This window comes from Gordonia sp. (in: high G+C Gram-positive bacteria), assembly GCF_047600385.1.
GTDB lineage: Bacteria > Actinomycetota > Actinomycetes > Mycobacteriales > Mycobacteriaceae > Gordonia.
In genome coordinates this window covers 67861-84648 of record NZ_JASGKZ010000001.1, presented here as the reverse complement: position 1 = coordinate 84648, position 16788 = coordinate 67861, and the positions used below count along the sequence as shown (strand labels likewise).

Below are 16788 nucleotides of genomic sequence, written 5' to 3'. Positions count from 1 at the left end.
ACGGCCCCAGTATGTCGCATGACTGCGTAGGGTCCGAACCGTGGAGCACACCGAGCAGCCGATCGTCACCGTCACCGGAGGTCGAGTCCGCGGAACCGTCCACGACGGCATCGCGACGTTCCTGGGGATCCCGTACGCCGCACCGCCGACCGGCCGCGCCGCGTTCGAGGCTCCCGCGCCGGTGGTTCCGTGGGACGGGACACGGGATGCGAGCCGACCCGGTCCCACCGCACCGCAGGTGGGCTACCAGGCGCCGATCGCCGCGCTCCTGGACAACGTGATCGAGCTCGGCGACGACTATCTGAACGTCAACGTGTGGACCCCGGACCCGGCGGCGAGCGGGCTGCCGGTGATGGTGTGGATCCACGGCGGCGCCTTCAGCCGGGGCTCGAACCGGATAGCCCTGTACTCCGGGGCGTCCTTCGCCCGCGACGGGGTGGTGACGGCGGCGATCAACTACCGGTTGGGCACGCCCGGTTTCGGCTCGGTGGCCGGGGCGCCGGAGAACCGCGGATACCTCGACCAGATCGCGGCCCTGACCTGGGTGCGCGAGAACATCGCGGCCTTCGGCGGCGACCCGGAGCGGGTGACGATCTTCGGCGAGTCCGCGGGCGCGATGAGCGTGGCCGCACTGCTGGCCTCACCGCTCTCGCAGGGGCTGTTCCAGCGGGCGATCTCGCAGAGCGGGGGCGGCGGCACCGCCGCCGACGTCGCCGACGCCCGGAAGGTGACCGCGCGGCTCGCCGAGGTGGCCGGCGTCACCGCGGACGTCGACGGCCTCGCCTCGCTCGGCCGCACCGAACTCCTGAACGCGCAGACCCGGGTCGCGCTCGAACTCGCCGTGAACCCCGATCCAGCGGTCTGGGGCGCCACGACCATCGCGCACGGCATGGGCATCATGGGCCAGTTCCCGGTACTCGACGACGCCGTCCTCCCCGCTGCGCCGACCGCGCTGATCGCGCAGGGCGCGGGGCGCGGCATCCCGCTGATCGCCGGCTGGAACGCCGACGAATACCGTTTCTTCCTGGTGCCGACCGGCATCGCCGCGATGCTCGACGCCGACGCGGCGCGCGGCGTCCTGGCCCGGGGCGGCCGCCCCGTCGACGGACTGGACGCACGACTCGACGCGGGCGCGTCACCCGGTGACGCGCTGTGCGCGGTGCTCACCGAGCTGGCGTTCGAGGCGCCGACCAGGGCGATCGCGGCCGCCCGCCCGGACACGCCGACCCATCTGTTCGAGTTCGGGTGGGAGAGCCCGGTCGGCGACCTCCGCGCCGCGCACACGGTGGAGATCCCGTACGTCTTCGACACCCTGGACGCGGCGCCGCAGCTGATCGGCACCGAACCCGACCGGGCGCTCGCCGCCGAGATCCATCGCACCTGGGTGCGTTTCGCGAACACCGGCGATCCCGGCTGGCCCGCAGGCGAGGTCCGCCGCTTCGGCTGAACCCCGGCCCGGCGGGGTCACCTCCCGGCCAGGCCGGGCAGCCGCAGGGCGCCGATCACCGACTCCTTGAGGAAGTCGCCGATCATCTCCATCGCGCTCTCCTGGACCCGGCGTCTCGTCCGCTCCGGGACCTCCGGCAGATCCGGTTCCCGCTCGACGTACTCGGTCGGCCGCCCGCCGGAGAGCACCGCGACCAGGTTCCCGAAAGCGGTGGAGCCCGGATCGTCCAGGTAGTCGCTGTGTGCCGGGAAGCCGCGCACCGGCTGTCCGGCTCGCGGTCCGTCGGGGGAGTAGAACCCCGAGTCCAGGCGCTTGATCCCCGGCGTCGTGTCCGGATCGCCGCCGTGGACCGCGCCGCCGAACTTCTGCGCCCAGTGGATCGGGTCGCCGGGCGGGGTGATCGAATAGCGTTCGACGCCGGGGTCGACCCCGCCCTCGACCGCACCGGTGCCCGCCGACGACGCGAACACGATCCGGTCGGCCCGCAGCCCCATCCGATCGGCCGTCCCGACCACCGATCCGCCGTACGAGTGCCCGATGTAGGTGACCTCGGTGCCCGCCGCGTGCATCGCCACCTCGGCGTCGAGGTCTTCGCCGAAGGTCACCAGGTCGCGGCCGAGTCGTTTCGCGGGCTCCCCGTCGACCGCGGTGTCGTCGAACGCGCCGATCGCGGGCATGAGGTACCAGGGCGGGGTCACCCGCTGCGGCAGCGCCCCGTCGGCGAAGACGAAGACCGGTGCGCCGGACTCCCGCGCGAGATGCAGTGCGCGCGTCCGGTCCCGGGAGCTCGACTCCAGATTGGTGCCGGTGCCCGGCACCAAAACCCCGACCCCGGAGATCCCGGGCTTCAGGTCGCCGACCTGCTCGATGTACCGGCCCAGCCCCCGGTCCGAGAAGGCGACGAACCTGCGTTTGACGGGCTCGCCGTCGACCCCCGCCGCGGGAGCGAGCATGCGCCGCAGTTCTTCGGCGCGGTCGCTGTGCGGGCGCCCGTGGTTCACCTCCCGTTCGAGCGCCCGCCGGATGCTGATGTCGTTCGCGGCGATCCGCGACGGGAACGGGATCCCCGGCATGTTCCCGATCACCTCGGGTGCCAGCCGGGTCAGCGTCGTCGCCTCCGGTCGACTGAGCGATTCCCAGTAGTCGCGGCGCTTCTCGGGAGTCATCTTCTGCAGGCGCCGCACCACGTCGACGGGGTCGCCCCAGCCGCCGTCCGGATGCGGCAGGTGGGTGCCGTCGCCGGCGAGCATCCCGCTCAGCAACCGCAGCCGGGCGCCGGTCCTGCCGTCGATGTCGTGGAGCCGGTCGAGCAGTGCGCGGATCCGGCTCTGCAGCAGGTCGGCGTCGGCGCGCCTGCGCGGCGAGGGATGGGTCACGGCACCGGAGTCGGACACCTGGAAACCCGCGGTCTCCGCCGTCTCGACCCACTGCAGCAGACTCGTCCGGGCGGGACCGAGCTGGGCGACGGCCCGGCCGACCAGGTCCGAGACGTCACCGAGCATCCGGGTCAGGCGTTTGCCCGACGTCGAGTGGATGCCGACGCGGCGACCGACCGCATCGCGGGTGGCGCCCGTCCAGGGCGGGGCGCCGTCGAGCGTCGACACGACGGTGCCGGTGGAGGTGAGGACCCGGGTGGCGCCGGAGTCGAACCGGGTGGCGGTGTGCGCGATCCGCTCCAGCGGCCAGGCGCGGATCTCGGCGATCCCGGCGTTCATGACCCGGTCCGGCGGATGATCCGGGCGGCGGCCTCGGTGTCGGCCGACACGGCGAGATCGCTGAAGCGGTGCACCGCGCGGCCGAGCCGCCGAATCGACTCGCCCAGTTCCGTGACCGCGGCGTCGGCGTCCCGGGCGCACGCGGACAGGGCGGCGGCGGTCTCGCACCCGTGTGCGGCACCCGACCCCGCACCGAAGCGCAGTCCGGTGAGCTCGGACCCCTCCCGACTCCAGCGTCCGGCCAGCAGGCGGATACCCGCCGGGGTGATGGTGAAGTCTGACATGGCGACCCCCGTCGTCGTGCGTGTGATGTCCTCCCATTCACTCGCGGAACGACGCCGCGCGCATCTCCCCGTCCACAGGCGCGTCGACGGACCCCCGGGTTGTCCACAGCCGAGTGGCGGCGGAACTCCTCCGGAGGCCCGTCGAAACGGAATTCAGCGGGCGAGCGCGTGGACGCCGGACAGGACGCCGCTCTCGGCGTCGGCCAGCAGGTTCTTCACGGTCTCGGTGGAATCGGTCTTGTTGGTGCCGATGAAGCCGTTCGGACCGCGCTTGATCCAGCCGGTCACGTACAGGCCGGGGATCGGTTCGGAGCCCCGCGTCACCCGGCCGGCGACGTTCGCGACGGTGCCGCGCGCGTCGTCGAACGGCAGACCCGGCACCGGGCGGCCGCGGTAGCCGATGGCGGTGAACACCAGCCCGGCGTCGAGGTCGACGACCTCGTCGGTGCCGGTGCGGCGGAAACGCATCCCGGTCACCCGGTCGGCGCCGAGCACCTCGTCGGGGGTGAGGCCGAACGCGAGCCGCAGATACGGCTCGTCCGGCACCGGCCGCGCGGCGATCTCCCGGAGCAGCAGGATCTTCTCGGCGTTCTCCGTCCCGTGCACGGCGTCGTCGTCGATGTGCTCCAGGTCGGCCGGATCCACCCAGACGCGCGCCGGACCGTCGACCAGGCCGACCAGTTCGGGCAGGGTGAACGCGGCGTGCTCCGGGCCGCGGCGGCCGACCACGACGATCTCCCCGATCGACGACGCCCGCAGTGCGGTGAGCGCCGCGAACGCGATGTCGGTGGTCGCGAGCCGGTCCGGATCGGCGGTGAGGATCCGAGCGACGTCCAGGGCGACGTTGCCGTTGCCGATCACCACCGCGCGCTCGGTGTCCAGGCGCGGGGTCGCGTCGACGAAGTCGGGGTGGCCGTTGTACCAGCCCACCACCGAGGTGGCGCTCTGGACGCCGGGGAGGTCGATCCCGGGGATCTGCAGCGGCCGGTCGGTCGGCGCGCCGCCCGCCCACAGCACGGCGTGGTACTGCTCGCGCAGCTCCTCCAGCGTGATGTCGCGGCCGATCTCGACGTTCAGCAGGATCGTCAGATTCGGGTGCCGGGCGATCGTGTCGAACAGGTTCACCACACTGCGCGTCGACTGGTGATCCGGGGCGACACCGAAGCGGGCCAGGCCGAACGGCGCGGTCAGACGCTCGTACACGGTGACCCGGACCTGCGGGTTCTTGAGGAGTTCGTCGGCGGCGTACATCGCCGACGGGCCGGAACCGACGATCGCGACGCGCATCGGATCGGGGAGCGAGGACCGGAAGCGGGGCTTCTCGATCGGGGCGAGCGGTTTGCGCCAGAGGCCGTCGACCGGGAACCGGACCGCGTCGGGGGAGGGATCGACGTAGTGGTTGGCGTTGACCGAGGCGAACCGCTTCTGGGTCTCCGGGATCCGGTGTCCGGGGGAGATCGCGCCCACCGGGCAGGCCGTGACGCAGGCACCGCAGTCGACGCAGGTCGACGGATCGATGTACAGCATCTCGGCGATGCCGAAGTCGGGCTCGTCCGGAGTGGGGTGGATGCAGTTCACCGGGCAGGCGTAGACGCACGAGGCGTCTCCGCAACAGGCCTGGGTGACGACGTGGGGCATGGGGTCACTCGGTTTCGTGGTCGAGACGCGCTCGCGCGTCTATACGGTGGGCACGTCCCCGGGCCTCTCCCCGGGGACGTGTCAGCGGCTCAGTGAGCGTCGTAAGCGGGCTCACTGCGGTAGCGCGAGGAACGTCCGTAGATTCCCAGGGACTTCCACAGTCGGCGGGAGACCGGATTCATCAGGTCGCACTGCTCGGCGAGCATGCGGACGTCACCGAAGACGTCGACCAGGAAGCGCGACGAATCTTCGGACTCCCAGAACATCTCCTTCCAGACGTCCTGTGGGATGTCGAACTCCTTGGGGAAGTCGGACGGCGGTTTGGCGATCGCACCGCAGAGGATGCGCATGGCCAGTGGCATCGCCAGGGAGAGGGCGAACTTGGTCGGCTTGGTGCGGGAGGGGATGGTCTCACGCAGGTGGTGGTGGGCGAAGGAGATGTGTCGGGCCTCCTCGGCCACATGCAACTCCATCACCGCGGCCATCACCGGGTGGACGTTGGCTCCGGCGCGCAGGAAGTCCTTCTGCAGGTGATCGATGGGCTCCTCGCCGGCGAGGACTCCGAAGAAGAAGACGGACGGGGTGAGCGTGGAGAAGAGTGGGATGAGCGGATCGATGATACGCAGCCACCGCGGCATGCCCGGGACGTCGATCCCGATGCGGTTCACCATCTCCTGGAACATCAGGGTGTGGTTGCACTCCTCCTTGGACTCGTGCGTCACATAGCGGAAGCGCTTGTCGCCGTTCTTGAGCTTGGAGGCGTACTGCAGCAGACCGCGGATCAGGATGGACTCGAACTGCAGGCCCACCTTGGCGACGTTCGACTGGCGCCACATGCCCATCGCGATCTGCTTCTCGATCGGCTGCGCCTTGTACCAGGAGTGCTTGCCGACCGGGTCGACCTCGGGATCGAGGACCCAGCGCTCGTCGTTCGGGACGATCGCCATCTCGGGGGCGTCCCACGCGATGTGGACGTACGGGTCGAAGTTGCAATGCACGGAGGCCGCCGAGAGGTCCTCGACGATCTGGTCGTAGTCGGCCTCCGTGCCGGCCTTGTCGGCGGGCGGCTCGTATGCGATCGCTCGTGCGTGGGTGCTCGTCATCGTCTCGCCTTTCCTGCTCCGCGCGCCGCTGCGCGAAGATCCGATCTGTCGGAGGCAACGCTGCCATTCGCCGATGTATATGTCAATGATCAATGGCATGGTTGGGCTCTTCGGTCCCGTGGAACCGTCCGATCGGACGGGTGCTTGAGTCGTCCGTCACACTGTACGAGTGCATCCCATCGAGATCGTCGCCATCGCCGTCGTCTGTGTCCTGGCCGTGACCGCCGCCAACGCGCTCGCACCCCGCGTCCGAGTCGCGGCACCGTTGCTCCTGGTGGGAGTGGGTGTGGTCGTCAGTTTCCTGCCGCGGATGCCGGAGATCAGCGTGGACCCGGAGATCCTCCTGGTGGCCGTGCTCCCGCCGCTGCTGTACGCCGCCGCGCGGGCGATGCCGGTGATGGACTTCCAACGCGACTTCCAGAGCATCGGTGCCCTGTCGATCGCGCTGGTGGTGCTGTCGTCGCTGGTGCTGGGCGCGTTCTTCAGCGTCGTGCTGCCCGACGTCGACTTCGCCCTCGGCGTCGCTCTCGGCGCCATCCTCAGCCCGACCAATGCGGTGGCCACCGGAACCATCAAACGGCTCGGCGCACCCAACCGGATCGTCACGGTGCTCAGCGGTGAGAGCCTGTTCAACGACGCCACCTCGCTGGTGCTGCTCCGCGCCGCGATCGCGGCCACCGCGGGCGGGATCTCGTTCGGCGGCGTGGTGGTGAACTTCGCGTGGTCGATGGTGGCCGCGGTGGCGGTAGGCGCCCTGGTGGGCGCGCTGCTCGGCCGACTGCAGGCCCGGATCCACGTGCCCGCGCTGTCGACCGCGGTCTCGTTCACCGCACCGTACATCGCCTTCGTCCCCGCCGAGCTGATCGGCGCCTCCGGGCTGGTCGGCGCGGTCGCGGCGGGCCTGGTGAGCGGCCGGGTCGCGGTGCACAAGCTCAGCGCCGCGCAGCGCGCCTCCGACCTGCAGAACTGGCACATGGTGGAGTCGCTGCTGGAGGGCGGCGTCTTCCTGCTGATGGGTCTGGAACTCGCGACGCTGGTGATCGACGTCCGCGAGGAGAACGACACCTGGCTGCACGCGCTGTGGCCGGCCGCGCTGGCCCTCGTCCTGTCCTTGACGATCCGCGCCGCGTTCATGATCCCGCTGGTCTGGTGGCTCGACCGGCGGGCTCGCCGGCTCCTCACCCGCGAGGAACCCCTGGAAGCCATGAAGGACGCGCTCGACGACGGACGGTCCCCGGCCACCGCCGCACAGCACGCCATCGAATCCTCGCCCGCCGCCCGGCGGCGTTTCCGCCGGTCGCCCAAGGCCACCTCGCGGCGCTTCAACCCGTCCACCGACACCGCCGTGCGGCGCTTCCGCGTGGAGATCGACCGGCGTCTCGCCGACATCGCCTACTACCAGACCGAGGCGATGGGCCCGCGGGAGGGCATGGCGGTGGTCTGGGGCGGTCTGCGCGGCGTCGTGACGCTGGCCGCCGCCCAGACCCTGCCGGAGGACACCCCGCACCGCTCGCTGCTGATCCTGATCGCGTTCTTCGTCGCCGCGCTCTCGCTGGGCCTGCAGGGCGGCCTGATGGGGCCGGTCCTGGAGTTCCTGAGACTGCCCGACCAGTCCGAGCAGGTGCGGGCGGAGAAACAGCGGCTGCGCGGAGAGATGTTCGACGTCGCCGGTCGGGTGCTGACCGATCCGGCGATCACCGGGATCGATCCGGCGATCGCCGAACGGGTGCGGACGGTGCGCGAACTGGAATCCCCCGACGTCGACGACTCCGACACCGAGGACGTGCTGGACATGCGCCTGCAGAAGGCCCGGGAACTACGCCGGGTGCGGCGGATCGTGATCGCCGAACAGCGCAAGAAGCTCCTGGCGCTCCGCGAACGGCGGGCCTACAGCTCCAACGCGCTCACCGCGGAACTGGCCAAGCTCGACGCCGAGGAGATCAGCCTCAGTCTGTGACGCGGCTCGGGGCGGGGTCGTCGTGCCCGGTGCGCGGATTGGTCTCCCGCGCCGACAGCCACAGGAGCAGGGCGACGACGCAGACCAGCCCGGTCAGGGCGAACGCCGGGCCGAAACCCCAGCGCGTCGCGACCGCACCGGTGACGAGCGGGCCGAGGACCGCACCGAGGTCGGACGCCATGCCGTACGCGGCGAGCGCCGACCCGCCGCGCTGCCGTACGCCGAGGACGTCGCCCAGGGCCGCCTGATGGGTGGGGGCGAACAGCCCCGAACCGATGCCGCCCAGCACGGTGAGCGCCACCGCCGTCCAGATGTTCGGCGAATAACCGAGCAGCAGGGTCGACGACGCCGCGATCGCCAGCCCCGGGAGCAGGACGGGGCGACGGCCGAATCGGTCGGACAGCCGGCCCGCGGTGAGGATCGCGATCATGTTGCCGCCCGCGTAGAACGCCAGGATGATCCCGGCCCACGCGGCGGACTGGTGCAGGCCCTGCGTGACGAACAGGGGCACCAGCGCGATCCGCACGCCCATCGAGGCCCAGCCCTGGGCGAAGTTGGACGTCAGGATCGCCCGGTAGGCGCTGTCCCGGCAGGCGGCGGCGACGGTGATCGCGACGGGGGCGTCGTCTTTCCCGTTCGCGGTGCTCGAGCCCGACTTCGAGGCCGCCTCGGGGTCGGGGACCGGCGGCAGCAGGGTGGCCACGCCGACGGCCGCGATCACCAGGGCGATCGCGTACACGACGAAGGGCAGCTGCAGGCCGAAGCCGACGAGCGCGGCGCCGATGAGGGGCCCGGTCAGGCTGCCGACGAGGAAGCCCGCCGAGAAGTAACCGGAGGCGCGGCCCCGGATCTCCGGCGGCGCCAGCCGGATCAGCAGCGCCATCGCCGAGACGCTGAACATCGTCGAACCGATGCCGCCGGCGCCGCGGAAGATCAGCAGCTGCCAGTACTCGTCGGCGAAGGCGCAGGCGAACGTGCTCACCGCGACGACCGCCAGACCGGACAGATAGATCCGGCGTTCGCCGAGTGCGGTCACCAGCCGCCCCGTGGCCGGGGCGAACAGGAGACGCATCACGGCGAACGCCGAGATCACCGCGGTCACCGCCGTCACCGACACCCCGAAGGTGCTGGCGAAGATCGGCAGTGCCGGTGCGATCAGTCCGTAACCGAGCGCGATGACGACGTTGGCCGCCAGAAGAACCCGGAGACCGCGGGGGAGACGACTCATTCCGCGGTGTCCGGGGTGTGCCGGGCGATCAGTGCTGGTGCCGCACGATCATCACCGGGACCTGGGCGTGGTGCAGCACCTTCTGGCTGCGCGAGCCCAGCAGCAGACCGGTGAAGCCGCCGCGGCCGCGGCTGCCCATCACGATCAGCGACGCGGCATCGCCTGCGGTGTCGAGGATGGCCTTACCCGGCTCCTCCGGGATCACCACGCGCTCCACCTCCAGATCCGGGTAGTCCTCGACGTACCCGGCCATGCGCTCGGAGACGGCCTCGACGGCCTGCTCGCTCATCTGCTCGATCTCCTCGGCCGACAGACCGAAACCGTGCAGGGCGTCGGCGTCGAGCGGGGTCCAGGTGTGGACCGCGACCAGCTTGACGCCGCGCAGATCGGCCTGGCGGTAGGCCTCGGCGACCGCCGGATCGCTCACCTTGGAGTCGTCGACGCCGACCACCACGGGGCCCTCGACGTTGATCTTCACATCGGTCGGGACGATGACGACCTTGCTCTTGGCGTGCGCGGCGACGCTGGTGCTCACCGAGCCGAGGAACAGGCCCTTGACGCCGCCCAGGCCGCGGCTGCCCAGGACGACGATGTCGGCGTCGCTGCTGAAGTCGATCATCACGTGCGCGGCATCGCCCTCGGCGATGGAACCGTGGATGACGATTCCGGGAGCGGCCTCCTCGGCGACGCGGGCGGCGTCCTGGACGTACTTGCTCACCTCGCCGCGGATCGCGTCGATCACGTCCTGGGGGATCACCAGGCCGGGAGCGTAGTCGCTCGTGGTGGTGGTGTACGCGGAGACGATCTTCAACTCGGCGTTCTCGAGCTTGGCGGTCTGGGCGGCCCAGCGCACCGCGTTGACACTCTCTGCAGATCCGTCGACACCGACCAGAATCATGCTCATCCTGAAATGCACATCCTCAGATTGACCGCGGCCCGAGCACTCCGTCCTTGGCGCCCGTAACAAGCCTCATCCTCATTGTGTCCCATCGCCTGAACGGATGCACCCGCGGCGGGACTTTCTTCCCTGATCGGTATCGTCGGGTCCATGAGCAGTCCGGGTCGGCCCGAAATCCCGCAGGAGGATCCGTACGACGACGACCTCCTGGAGCCGGCGATGCCCCGCTCGGAGATGCGCGAGACGGCGCTCGCGGTGGTGGTCACGGTGGCCGTCGCGGTGCTGATCCTGGTCGCCGCGCTCGAGACCGTCGGAGGACTCCACACCGCGTTGATCCTGCTGGCGCCCGGCGCGGTGCTGGCGGGGACGGTCTACACCGGGGTCCGGGCGTACCGGTGTCATCGCGCGGGCGGCCGCTGGCAGGTCTGGCAGGGCGGGATGTGGTTCCTGATGATGCTGCTCCTGCTGTGGGGGCCGAGCGCGGGGACGTTCTTGATCCTGCAGGGCTGACCCGCTCCCGCGGGCCCGCGCCGGGGCGGGCCCGGTCGGATCGGGGTGGGTCGGGTCTCGTCCGGGGCCTACCGGTCGGATCGGGTCGGGGTGTACGACGGCGGTGCGCGCCGTCGTCGTGGCGGTTCCGTGCGGTGGCGGTCTCTGCGGGGTGACGTTCCCTGCGGTGGCGGCGTTCTTCGCAGTGGCAGCGTTTCCCGCGAGGCGTGTCGCGGCTCCTGTTCCGTGTCGCGTCCGATGGATGGGCCGCGACACGGAAGAGGGGACGCGACACGCCGCCCGGGGGAGGGCGGCGCGACACACGCTGAGGAGAGGCGCGCAGGTCAGGTCCAGCTGGGGAGCCAGAGCTGCATGTTCCACCACTGATTGCTGATCGGGGTGCCGGTGAGCACCGGCCACATGAACACGAAGTCGGCGACCACCAGCGTCACGTAGAACGCGACCGCGGACACCGCCATCAACCGGCCGGGGGAGTGTCTCCCGCGGGCCGCGCTCGCCAGGACGTCACCGCAGCACAGGGCCAGGCCCATCACCAGGAACGGGGCGATGGCGGTGGCGTAGAAGAAGTACATCTGACGGTCGATCTCGCCGAACCACGGCAGGATGCCCGCGAAGTAGGCGGCGAGGGCGGCCTGATAGCGCCAGTCCCGACGGAAGATCGCCTTCCACAGCCCCCAGATCAGCATCGGGATCGCCGGCCACCACAGCGCGGGCGTGCCGATCAGCATCTGCGCACGGATGCAGTCGCCGCCCCCGCACTGATCCGGTCCGTACGAGATCGCGTACAGCATCGGCCGCAGACCCATCGGCCACGTCCACGGTTTGGACTCCCACGGGTGGTCGTTGCCCGCGGCGTTGGTCAGTCCGGCGTGGAACTCCAGGATCCCGGACTCGTAGTACCAGAACGAGCGCAGCGCGCCGGGCACCCAGGCCCACGGACCGTCGGTCCCCACTTCGACGCCCACCACGTAGCGGTACACCGACGTCTCCGAACGGAACCACAGTGCGAAACTGGCCAGGTAGATCAGCACGGGGAGCACCGCGAGCGAGGCGACGGTCGGGACCGCGTCGCGCAGCAGCGTGCCCCGCCACGGCTTGCGCACGTGGTAGTCCTTGCGCGCGCGGACGTCGAACCACAACGACAGCAGCGTGTACGCGATCACGAAGTAGAGGCCCGACCACTTGGTGCCGCACGCCAGACCCAGACTGACGCCCGCGGCGAAGCGATACCAGCGGAAACCCATCCGCGGACCGTAGTCGCTCAGACCGATCCGGCCTTCGCGGTAGACGCGGTCCATGCGGCGTCGTACCTGGTCGCGGTCGGCGATCAGGGCGCTGAACGCCAGGACGATGAAGAGCGCCTGGAAGATGTCGAGCATGCCCATCCGGGACTGCACGAAGAGCACGCCGTCGCAGATCGCGAACACCCCCGCGAGGGCGCCGATCAGCGTCGAGCGGGAGAGTCTGCGGGCCGTGAGATAGACGGCCACCACGATCACGACGCCCGAGACCGCCGCGGTGAACCGCCAGCCCATCGGGTTGTAACCGAACAGGGCTTCGCCGAACGCGAGCATCCACTTGCCGACCGGCGGGTGCACCACCAGGCCGTAGGCGGGATTGTCCTCGATCCAGCCGCCGCCGGTGAGCACCTGCCAGCCCTGCGGGACGTAGTGCTTCTCGTCGAAGACCGGGGTGCCCTTGTCGGTGGGATGCGTCAGACCCCAGAACCGCGTGACGAAGGCGAGCAGACCGATCACCAGACCGGTGATCAGGCCTCGGCGGCTGTCGGCGGCGCCGAAGACCGGCTCGGGGATCTCCGGCCCGGGCGCGGTGCCGAGGTCCTCGACGCGGTCGCGTGCGGCGACGGTGGCGCGATCGACGAGGGCGGAACTCACCAGGCCGATGGTAGAGGAAGGTAGGTTTGCTCAAGTGAGTGGAGCACTGGTGTTGGCCGGCACGCCGATGGGACAGCCCGGCGATGCGTCGCCCCGACTGCGGGAGGCGCTGGCATCGGCGGACATCGTCGCCGCCGAGGACACCCGGCGCGCCCGGTCCCTCGCCGCGGCCCTGGAGGTGACCATCGGCGGCCGACTCCTCAGCTACTACGACCACGTCGAGGCGCAGCGCGCACCCCAGCTGGTGGAGGCGATCGACGACGGTGCGACGGTCCTGCTGATCACCGACGCCGGCATGCCGTCGGTGAGCGACCCCGGTTTCCGGCTGGTCGCGGCCTGCGCCGAGGCCGGGCTCCGGGTGACGTGTCTGCCGGGCCCGTCCGCGGTCACCACGGCGCTCGCGCTGTCCGCGCTCCCGTCCGAGCGGTTCTGCTTCGACGGATTCGCGCCCCGTAAACCCGGTGCGCGTCGGGACTGGCTGGCGTCGCTGCGGTCGGAGCCGCGCACCGTCGTGTTCTTCGAGTCGCCGCACCGGCTGGCCGTGACACTCGCCGACGCCGCCGAGGTGCTCGGCGCGGACCGTCGTGCCGCGGTGTGCCGGGAACTGACCAAGACCTACGAAGAGGTACGACGAGGAGGGCTCGCCGAACTCGCCGACTGGGCCGCCGACGGCGTGAAGGGGGAGATCACCGTGGTCGTGGCCGGCGCCTCCGCGGTGGACACCGAGGCGGACCTCGAATCGGTGGTGGCGCAGGCCTCCGCGCTGGCCGAGTCGGGTGTGCGGTTGAAGGACGCCTGCGAGCAGGCCGCGGCGGGCACGCCGTTCAGCAGGCGGGAGATCTACGAGGCGGTGCTGCAGTTCCGTCGCGGGTGACGCGGACGGGCTTCGACACGGCCTCGTCACTCGCGTTCCTCGACCGGCTCAGCCGTCGGCGGATCGGCTCGGTCTGCATCGGACGGAGAGGCGTCGCCGGGGAGGGGACGGCTCGGCCTCGCGGCGGCTGTCGAGACGTCTTCAAGCTCCCTGAGCCGAGGAGGAGCGCAGCGACGAGTCGTGCCGAAGGGGCTCCGGGCGTTCAGTGCGTGCGCGACACGATCGAGGCCGCCTTGTCCAGGCACTCCTGCCATTCGGCGGCCGGGTCGCTGTCGTAGGTGATGCCGCCGCCCACCCCCAGGGTCATGGCGCCGTCCGGGGTGATCTGGACCGTGCGGATCGCGACGTTCAGGTCCAGGAGACCGTCCGGTCCGGCGATCCCGACCGCCCCGCAGTACACCCCGCGCGGGAACCGCTCCCACTGCGCGATCAACTCGGCGGCGCGGATCTTCGGGGTGCCGGTGACCGACGCGGGCGGGAAGGCGGCGGCCAGGAGGGCGTCGTTGCCGACGTGGTCGGGCAACTCGGCGGAGACCGTGGAGACCAGATGCCACACGCCGGGCGCGCCCACCACCGTGAGCAGCTCCGGGACCCGGACGCTGCCGGTCGTCGCGACGCGCCCGAGATCGTTGCGCACCAGATCGACGATCATCACGTTCTCGGCCACGTCCTTGGTGGATTCGGCCAGGACCAGCGGATCGGTGTCGAGGGGGACGGTGCCCTTGATCGGCGACGAGGTGACCGTCGTGCCGCGGCGGGACAGGAACGACTCCGGCGACAGACTCGCCACCGCGCCGTAGGCCCCCCGGAGGAAGGCGGCCTTCGCGGGTTTCGTGGCGGCGGCCAGGTCGGCGAAGTAGTCGTGCGGGGCGCCGGTCAGCTCCCCGGTGAAACGCGTGCAGATACAGGCCTGATACACCTCGCCCGCGGCGATCGCCTCCCGGCACGAGGCCACGGCCTCGAGGTGGGGGGCGCGCTCGGGCGCGGTCCAGGCGGCGTGCCAGGCGGGCGGGGGCGGGGCTTCGACACGGTTCGTCGCTGCGCTCCTCACCGGCTCAGCCGACGGGATGGGTTCGGTCCGCGGGGTGGAGGGCTCGGCCGGCGGGGTGGGTTCGGTCCGCGGGGTGGAGGGCTCGGCCGGCGGGGTGGGTTCGGTCGACGACGCGGGGGCGGCGGCCGACGCGTGGAGGAGGTCGGCGACCCAGTCGGGGAGGGCGGCCCCGACGGGCGAGACCCACGACCACCGGCCGTCGTGCAGCATCAGGACGCCGTCGGTGAGTCCGCCCGCGGTCTCCGGGAGCGGGCCCTGATCGCCGTGGACGGGGAACCCCAGGTGACCGAGCCAGAACCGGTCCGGCCGGTCGGGCGGGAGCAGACCCGGGACCAGCTCGATGGACGGCGCGATCACGGCGTCGGCGTCGCACCAGTCGCCGATCAGGGCCGCCGGCCCCGGACGTCCGTCGGCCTCGGTGCGCGCCACCAGGGCGCGGAAGAGGTCCAGGCTCGACGGCGGCCCGGCGTGTGCGGTCACCGCATCCGTCCGACCGCGAGCCCGGGGCGGTCTCGGCGGAGACGCGGGTCGAGCGGAGTCGAGACCTCGACCGGAGAGGGGGACTCGACCGGCGGAGGGGACTCGACCATCGAAGAGGGTCCGACCATCGGGGACGTCAGTCGTCCGACGCCAACTCGACGCGCGGGAACACCGGGGCCGGCTTGGGCAGCACGCTGCCGGGGGCCAGGCGCTCGGTGATCGCGGTGAAGTCGCGGCGGTCGGCGTCGACGGCCAGCAGATCCAGGACGGTCCCGGTGGACGTCGGCATCACCGGCTGGGCCAGCAGCGTGACGATGCGGATCACCTCGGCGCACACGTAGAGCACGGTGCCGGTGCGGTCCAGGTCGGTCTTGGCCAGCTTCCACGGCTCCTGCGCCGAGATGTACCGGTTGGTCGCGGCCAGCGTGGACCAGAGCGCCTCCAGGCCGAGGTGGATCGCCTGGGCGTCGAAGTGCTCGCGCACGGTCTCCAGGAGGGCGTCCGCGCGGTCCAGCAGCTCCCGATCGTCCTCGGTGAACTCGCCGGGCTCGGGGACCGCCGAACCGAAGTACTTGCCGATCATGCTCAGCGTGCGCTGCGCCAGGTTGCCGTACTCGTTGGCCAGATCGGAGTTGGTGCGCGAGACGATGGCCTCCGCCGAATACGACCCGTCCTGCCCGTAGCTGACCTCGCGCAGGAAGAAGAACCGCACCGGATCCACCCCGAACTCGTCGATCAGCACGTCTGGGTCGATCACGTTGCCGATCGACTTGCTCATCTTCTCGCCGTTGTTGAACAGGAAGCCGTGCGCGAACACCCGCTCGGGCAGCGCGATCCCGGCGCTCATCAGGAACGCGGGCCAGTACACGCAGTGGAACCGGATGATGTCCTTGCCGATCACGTGCAGATCGGCGGGCCAGTAGCGCTCGAACGTCTCCGGATCCTCCGGCCAGCCCGCGCCGGTGAGGTAGTTGGTGAGGGCGTCGACCCACACGTACATCACGTGGCCGTCGGCGTCGGGCACCTGCACGCCCCAGTCGAAGGTGGTGCGCGAGACCGACAGGTCCTTCAGTCCGCCGGAGACGAAGCTGGTGACCTCGTTGCGCCGCACGTCCGGGCCGATGAACTCCGGGTGCTCCCGGTACAGCGCCAGCAGCCGGTCCTGGTACGCCGAGAGCCGGAAGAAGTAGGTCTGCTCCTCGGTCCAGGTGAGCTTGTGGCCGTTCTCGGTGGCGACGCGGTCGCCGTTCTCGTCGACCCGGGTGTCGTCGGTGTTGACGAAGGTCTCGTCGCGGACGTCGTACCAGCCCGAATACGAGTCGAGGTAGATGTCGCCCGCGTCGACCATCCGCTGCCAGATCTCCTGCGAGGCCCGGTGGTGGTCGGCGTCGGTGGTGCGGATGAACCGGTCGAACGACGACCCCAGGCGCTCCTGCAGCGCCTGGAACCGGTCCGAGTTGCGGGCCGCGAGCTCGGCGGTCGGGATGCCCTCGGCCTCGGCGGTCTGCTGCATCTTCTGGCCGTGCACGTCGGTGCCGGTGAGGAACCGGACGTCGTACCCGTCGAGTCGCTTGAAGCGGGCCAGGGTGTCCGCCGAGATGTACTCGTAGGCGTGCCCGATGTGCGGTGCGCCGTTCGGGTACGCGATGGCGGTGGTGATGTAGTAGGCAGGTCGCATAGTGCCTACGAGGATAGCGGTGCCCTCGGG

General features: G+C 70.9%; 13 protein-coding genes. 4 read left to right on the top strand and 9 right to left on the bottom strand.

The window, feature by feature from the left end; genetic code table 11:
• Positions 1-40: 40 nt before the first annotated feature.
• Entirely contained in the window at positions 41-1447 is a 1407-nt protein-coding gene (locus tag QM809_RS00295; RefSeq protein ID WP_415043861.1) for a carboxylesterase/lipase family protein, read from the top strand.
• A gap of 17 nt (positions 1448-1464) precedes the next feature.
• Here the strand turns inward: QM809_RS00295 and QM809_RS00290 are convergent, their stop codons facing one another.
• From QM809_RS00290 to QM809_RS00275, 4 genes are all read right to left on the bottom strand, one after another.
• Positions 1465-3162 carry an alpha/beta hydrolase gene (locus tag QM809_RS00290; protein WP_415043860.1) on the bottom strand — a complete coding sequence of 566 codons (1698 nt, stop codon included), beginning with the start codon at positions 3160-3162 and terminating at the stop codon, positions 1465-1467.
• Positions 3159-3446, bottom strand: coding sequence for a hypothetical protein (locus tag QM809_RS00285; RefSeq protein ID WP_415043859.1), 288 nt, complete (start codon positions 3444-3446; stop codon positions 3159-3161). The genes QM809_RS00290 and QM809_RS00285 overlap by 4 nt, the downstream gene beginning before the upstream one ends.
• A 153-nt stretch (positions 3447-3599) precedes the next feature.
• Positions 3600-5084: a 4Fe-4S binding protein gene (locus QM809_RS00280; RefSeq protein WP_415043858.1), complete on the bottom strand. Its 1485-nt coding sequence runs from the start codon at positions 5082-5084 to the stop codon at positions 3600-3602.
• Between the two features lie 89 nt (positions 5085-5173).
• On the bottom strand, positions 5174-6187 hold the full coding sequence (locus tag QM809_RS00275; RefSeq protein WP_415043857.1) for an AurF N-oxygenase family protein: 1014 nt from the start codon (positions 6185-6187) through the stop codon (positions 5174-5176).
• Between the two features lie 169 nt (positions 6188-6356).
• On the opposite strand from QM809_RS00275, the gene QM809_RS00270 reads away from it, so the two are divergent.
• The gene (locus QM809_RS00270) at positions 6357-8144 is read left to right on the top strand and encodes a cation:proton antiporter (RefSeq protein WP_415043856.1); all 1788 of its coding nucleotides are present in this window, start codon (positions 6357-6359) and stop codon (positions 8142-8144) included.
• Here QM809_RS00270 and QM809_RS00265 read toward each other — a convergent pair.
• Positions 8134-9372 (bottom strand): MFS transporter, encoded by a 1239-nt coding sequence (locus tag QM809_RS00265; protein ID WP_415043855.1) that lies wholly within the window; start codon positions 9370-9372, stop codon positions 8134-8136. The two genes, QM809_RS00270 and QM809_RS00265, sit on opposite strands and share 11 nt — an antisense overlap.
• Positions 9373-9400: 28 nt before the next feature.
• A complete protein-coding gene (locus tag QM809_RS00260) occupies positions 9401-10276 on the bottom strand; it encodes a universal stress protein (RefSeq protein WP_415043854.1) in 876 nt (291 codons plus the stop codon).
• Between the two features lie 144 nt (positions 10277-10420).
• Between QM809_RS00260 and QM809_RS00255 the strand changes: the two genes are divergently transcribed.
• On the top strand, positions 10421-10780 hold the full coding sequence (locus tag QM809_RS00255; protein WP_415043853.1) for a hypothetical protein: 360 nt from the start codon (positions 10421-10423) through the stop codon (positions 10778-10780).
• Between the two features lie 323 nt (positions 10781-11103).
• Here QM809_RS00255 and QM809_RS00250 read toward each other — a convergent pair whose 3' ends face one another.
• Positions 11104-12594, bottom strand: a complete 1491-nt coding sequence (locus tag QM809_RS00250; protein ID WP_415046972.1) for a dolichyl-phosphate-mannose--protein mannosyltransferase — start codon at positions 12592-12594, stop codon at positions 11104-11106.
• Positions 12595-12682: 88 nt separating this feature from the next.
• On the opposite strand from QM809_RS00250, the gene rsmI reads away from it, so the two are divergent.
• Positions 12683-13549: a 16S rRNA (cytidine(1402)-2'-O)-methyltransferase gene (gene rsmI / locus QM809_RS00245; protein WP_415043852.1), complete on the top strand. Its 867-nt coding sequence runs from the start codon at positions 12683-12685 to the stop codon at positions 13547-13549.
• Between the two features lie 202 nt (positions 13550-13751).
• Here the strand turns inward: rsmI and QM809_RS00240 are convergent, their stop codons facing one another.
• Positions 13752-15032 (bottom strand): aminodeoxychorismate synthase component I, encoded by a 1281-nt coding sequence (locus QM809_RS00240; protein WP_415046971.1) that lies wholly within the window; start codon positions 15030-15032, stop codon positions 13752-13754.
• A gap of 184 nt (positions 15033-15216) precedes the next feature.
• Positions 15217-16758, bottom strand: a complete 1542-nt coding sequence (gene metG, locus QM809_RS00235; protein WP_415043851.1) for a methionine--tRNA ligase — start codon at positions 16756-16758, stop codon at positions 15217-15219.
• Between the last annotated feature and the right edge of the window lie 30 nt (positions 16759-16788).

What these genes read in the sequence shown, in the direction of transcription:
- QM809_RS00290 (WP_415043860.1), bottom strand. Translation starts at nt 3,162, where the DNA reads ATGAACGCCGGGATCGCCGAGATCCGCGCCTGGCCGCTGGAGCGGATC.
- QM809_RS00285 (WP_415043859.1), bottom strand. Translation starts at nt 3,446, where the DNA reads ATGTCAGACTTCACCATCACCCCGGCGGGTATCCGCCTGCTGGCCGGA.
- QM809_RS00280 (WP_415043858.1), bottom strand. Translation starts at nt 5,084, where the DNA reads ATGCCCCACGTCGTCACCCAGGCCTGTTGCGGAGACGCCTCGTGCGTC.
- QM809_RS00275 (WP_415043857.1), bottom strand. Translation starts at nt 6,187, where the DNA reads ATGACGAGCACCCACGCACGAGCGATCGCATACGAGCCGCCCGCCGAC.
- QM809_RS00265 (WP_415043855.1), bottom strand. Translation starts at nt 9,372, where the DNA reads ATGAGTCGTCTCCCCCGCGGTCTCCGGGTTCTTCTGGCGGCCAACGTC.
- QM809_RS00260 (WP_415043854.1), bottom strand. Translation starts at nt 10,276, where the DNA reads ATGAGCATGATTCTGGTCGGTGTCGACGGATCTGCAGAGAGTGTCAAC.
- QM809_RS00255 (WP_415043853.1), top strand. Translation starts at nt 10,421, where the DNA reads ATGAGCAGTCCGGGTCGGCCCGAAATCCCGCAGGAGGATCCGTACGAC.
- rsmI (WP_415043852.1), top strand. Translation starts at nt 12,683, where the DNA reads ATGGTAGAGGAAGGTAGGTTTGCTCAAGTGAGTGGAGCACTGGTGTTG.
- metG (WP_415043851.1), bottom strand. Translation starts at nt 16,758, where the DNA reads ATGCGACCTGCCTACTACATCACCACCGCCATCGCGTACCCGAACGGC.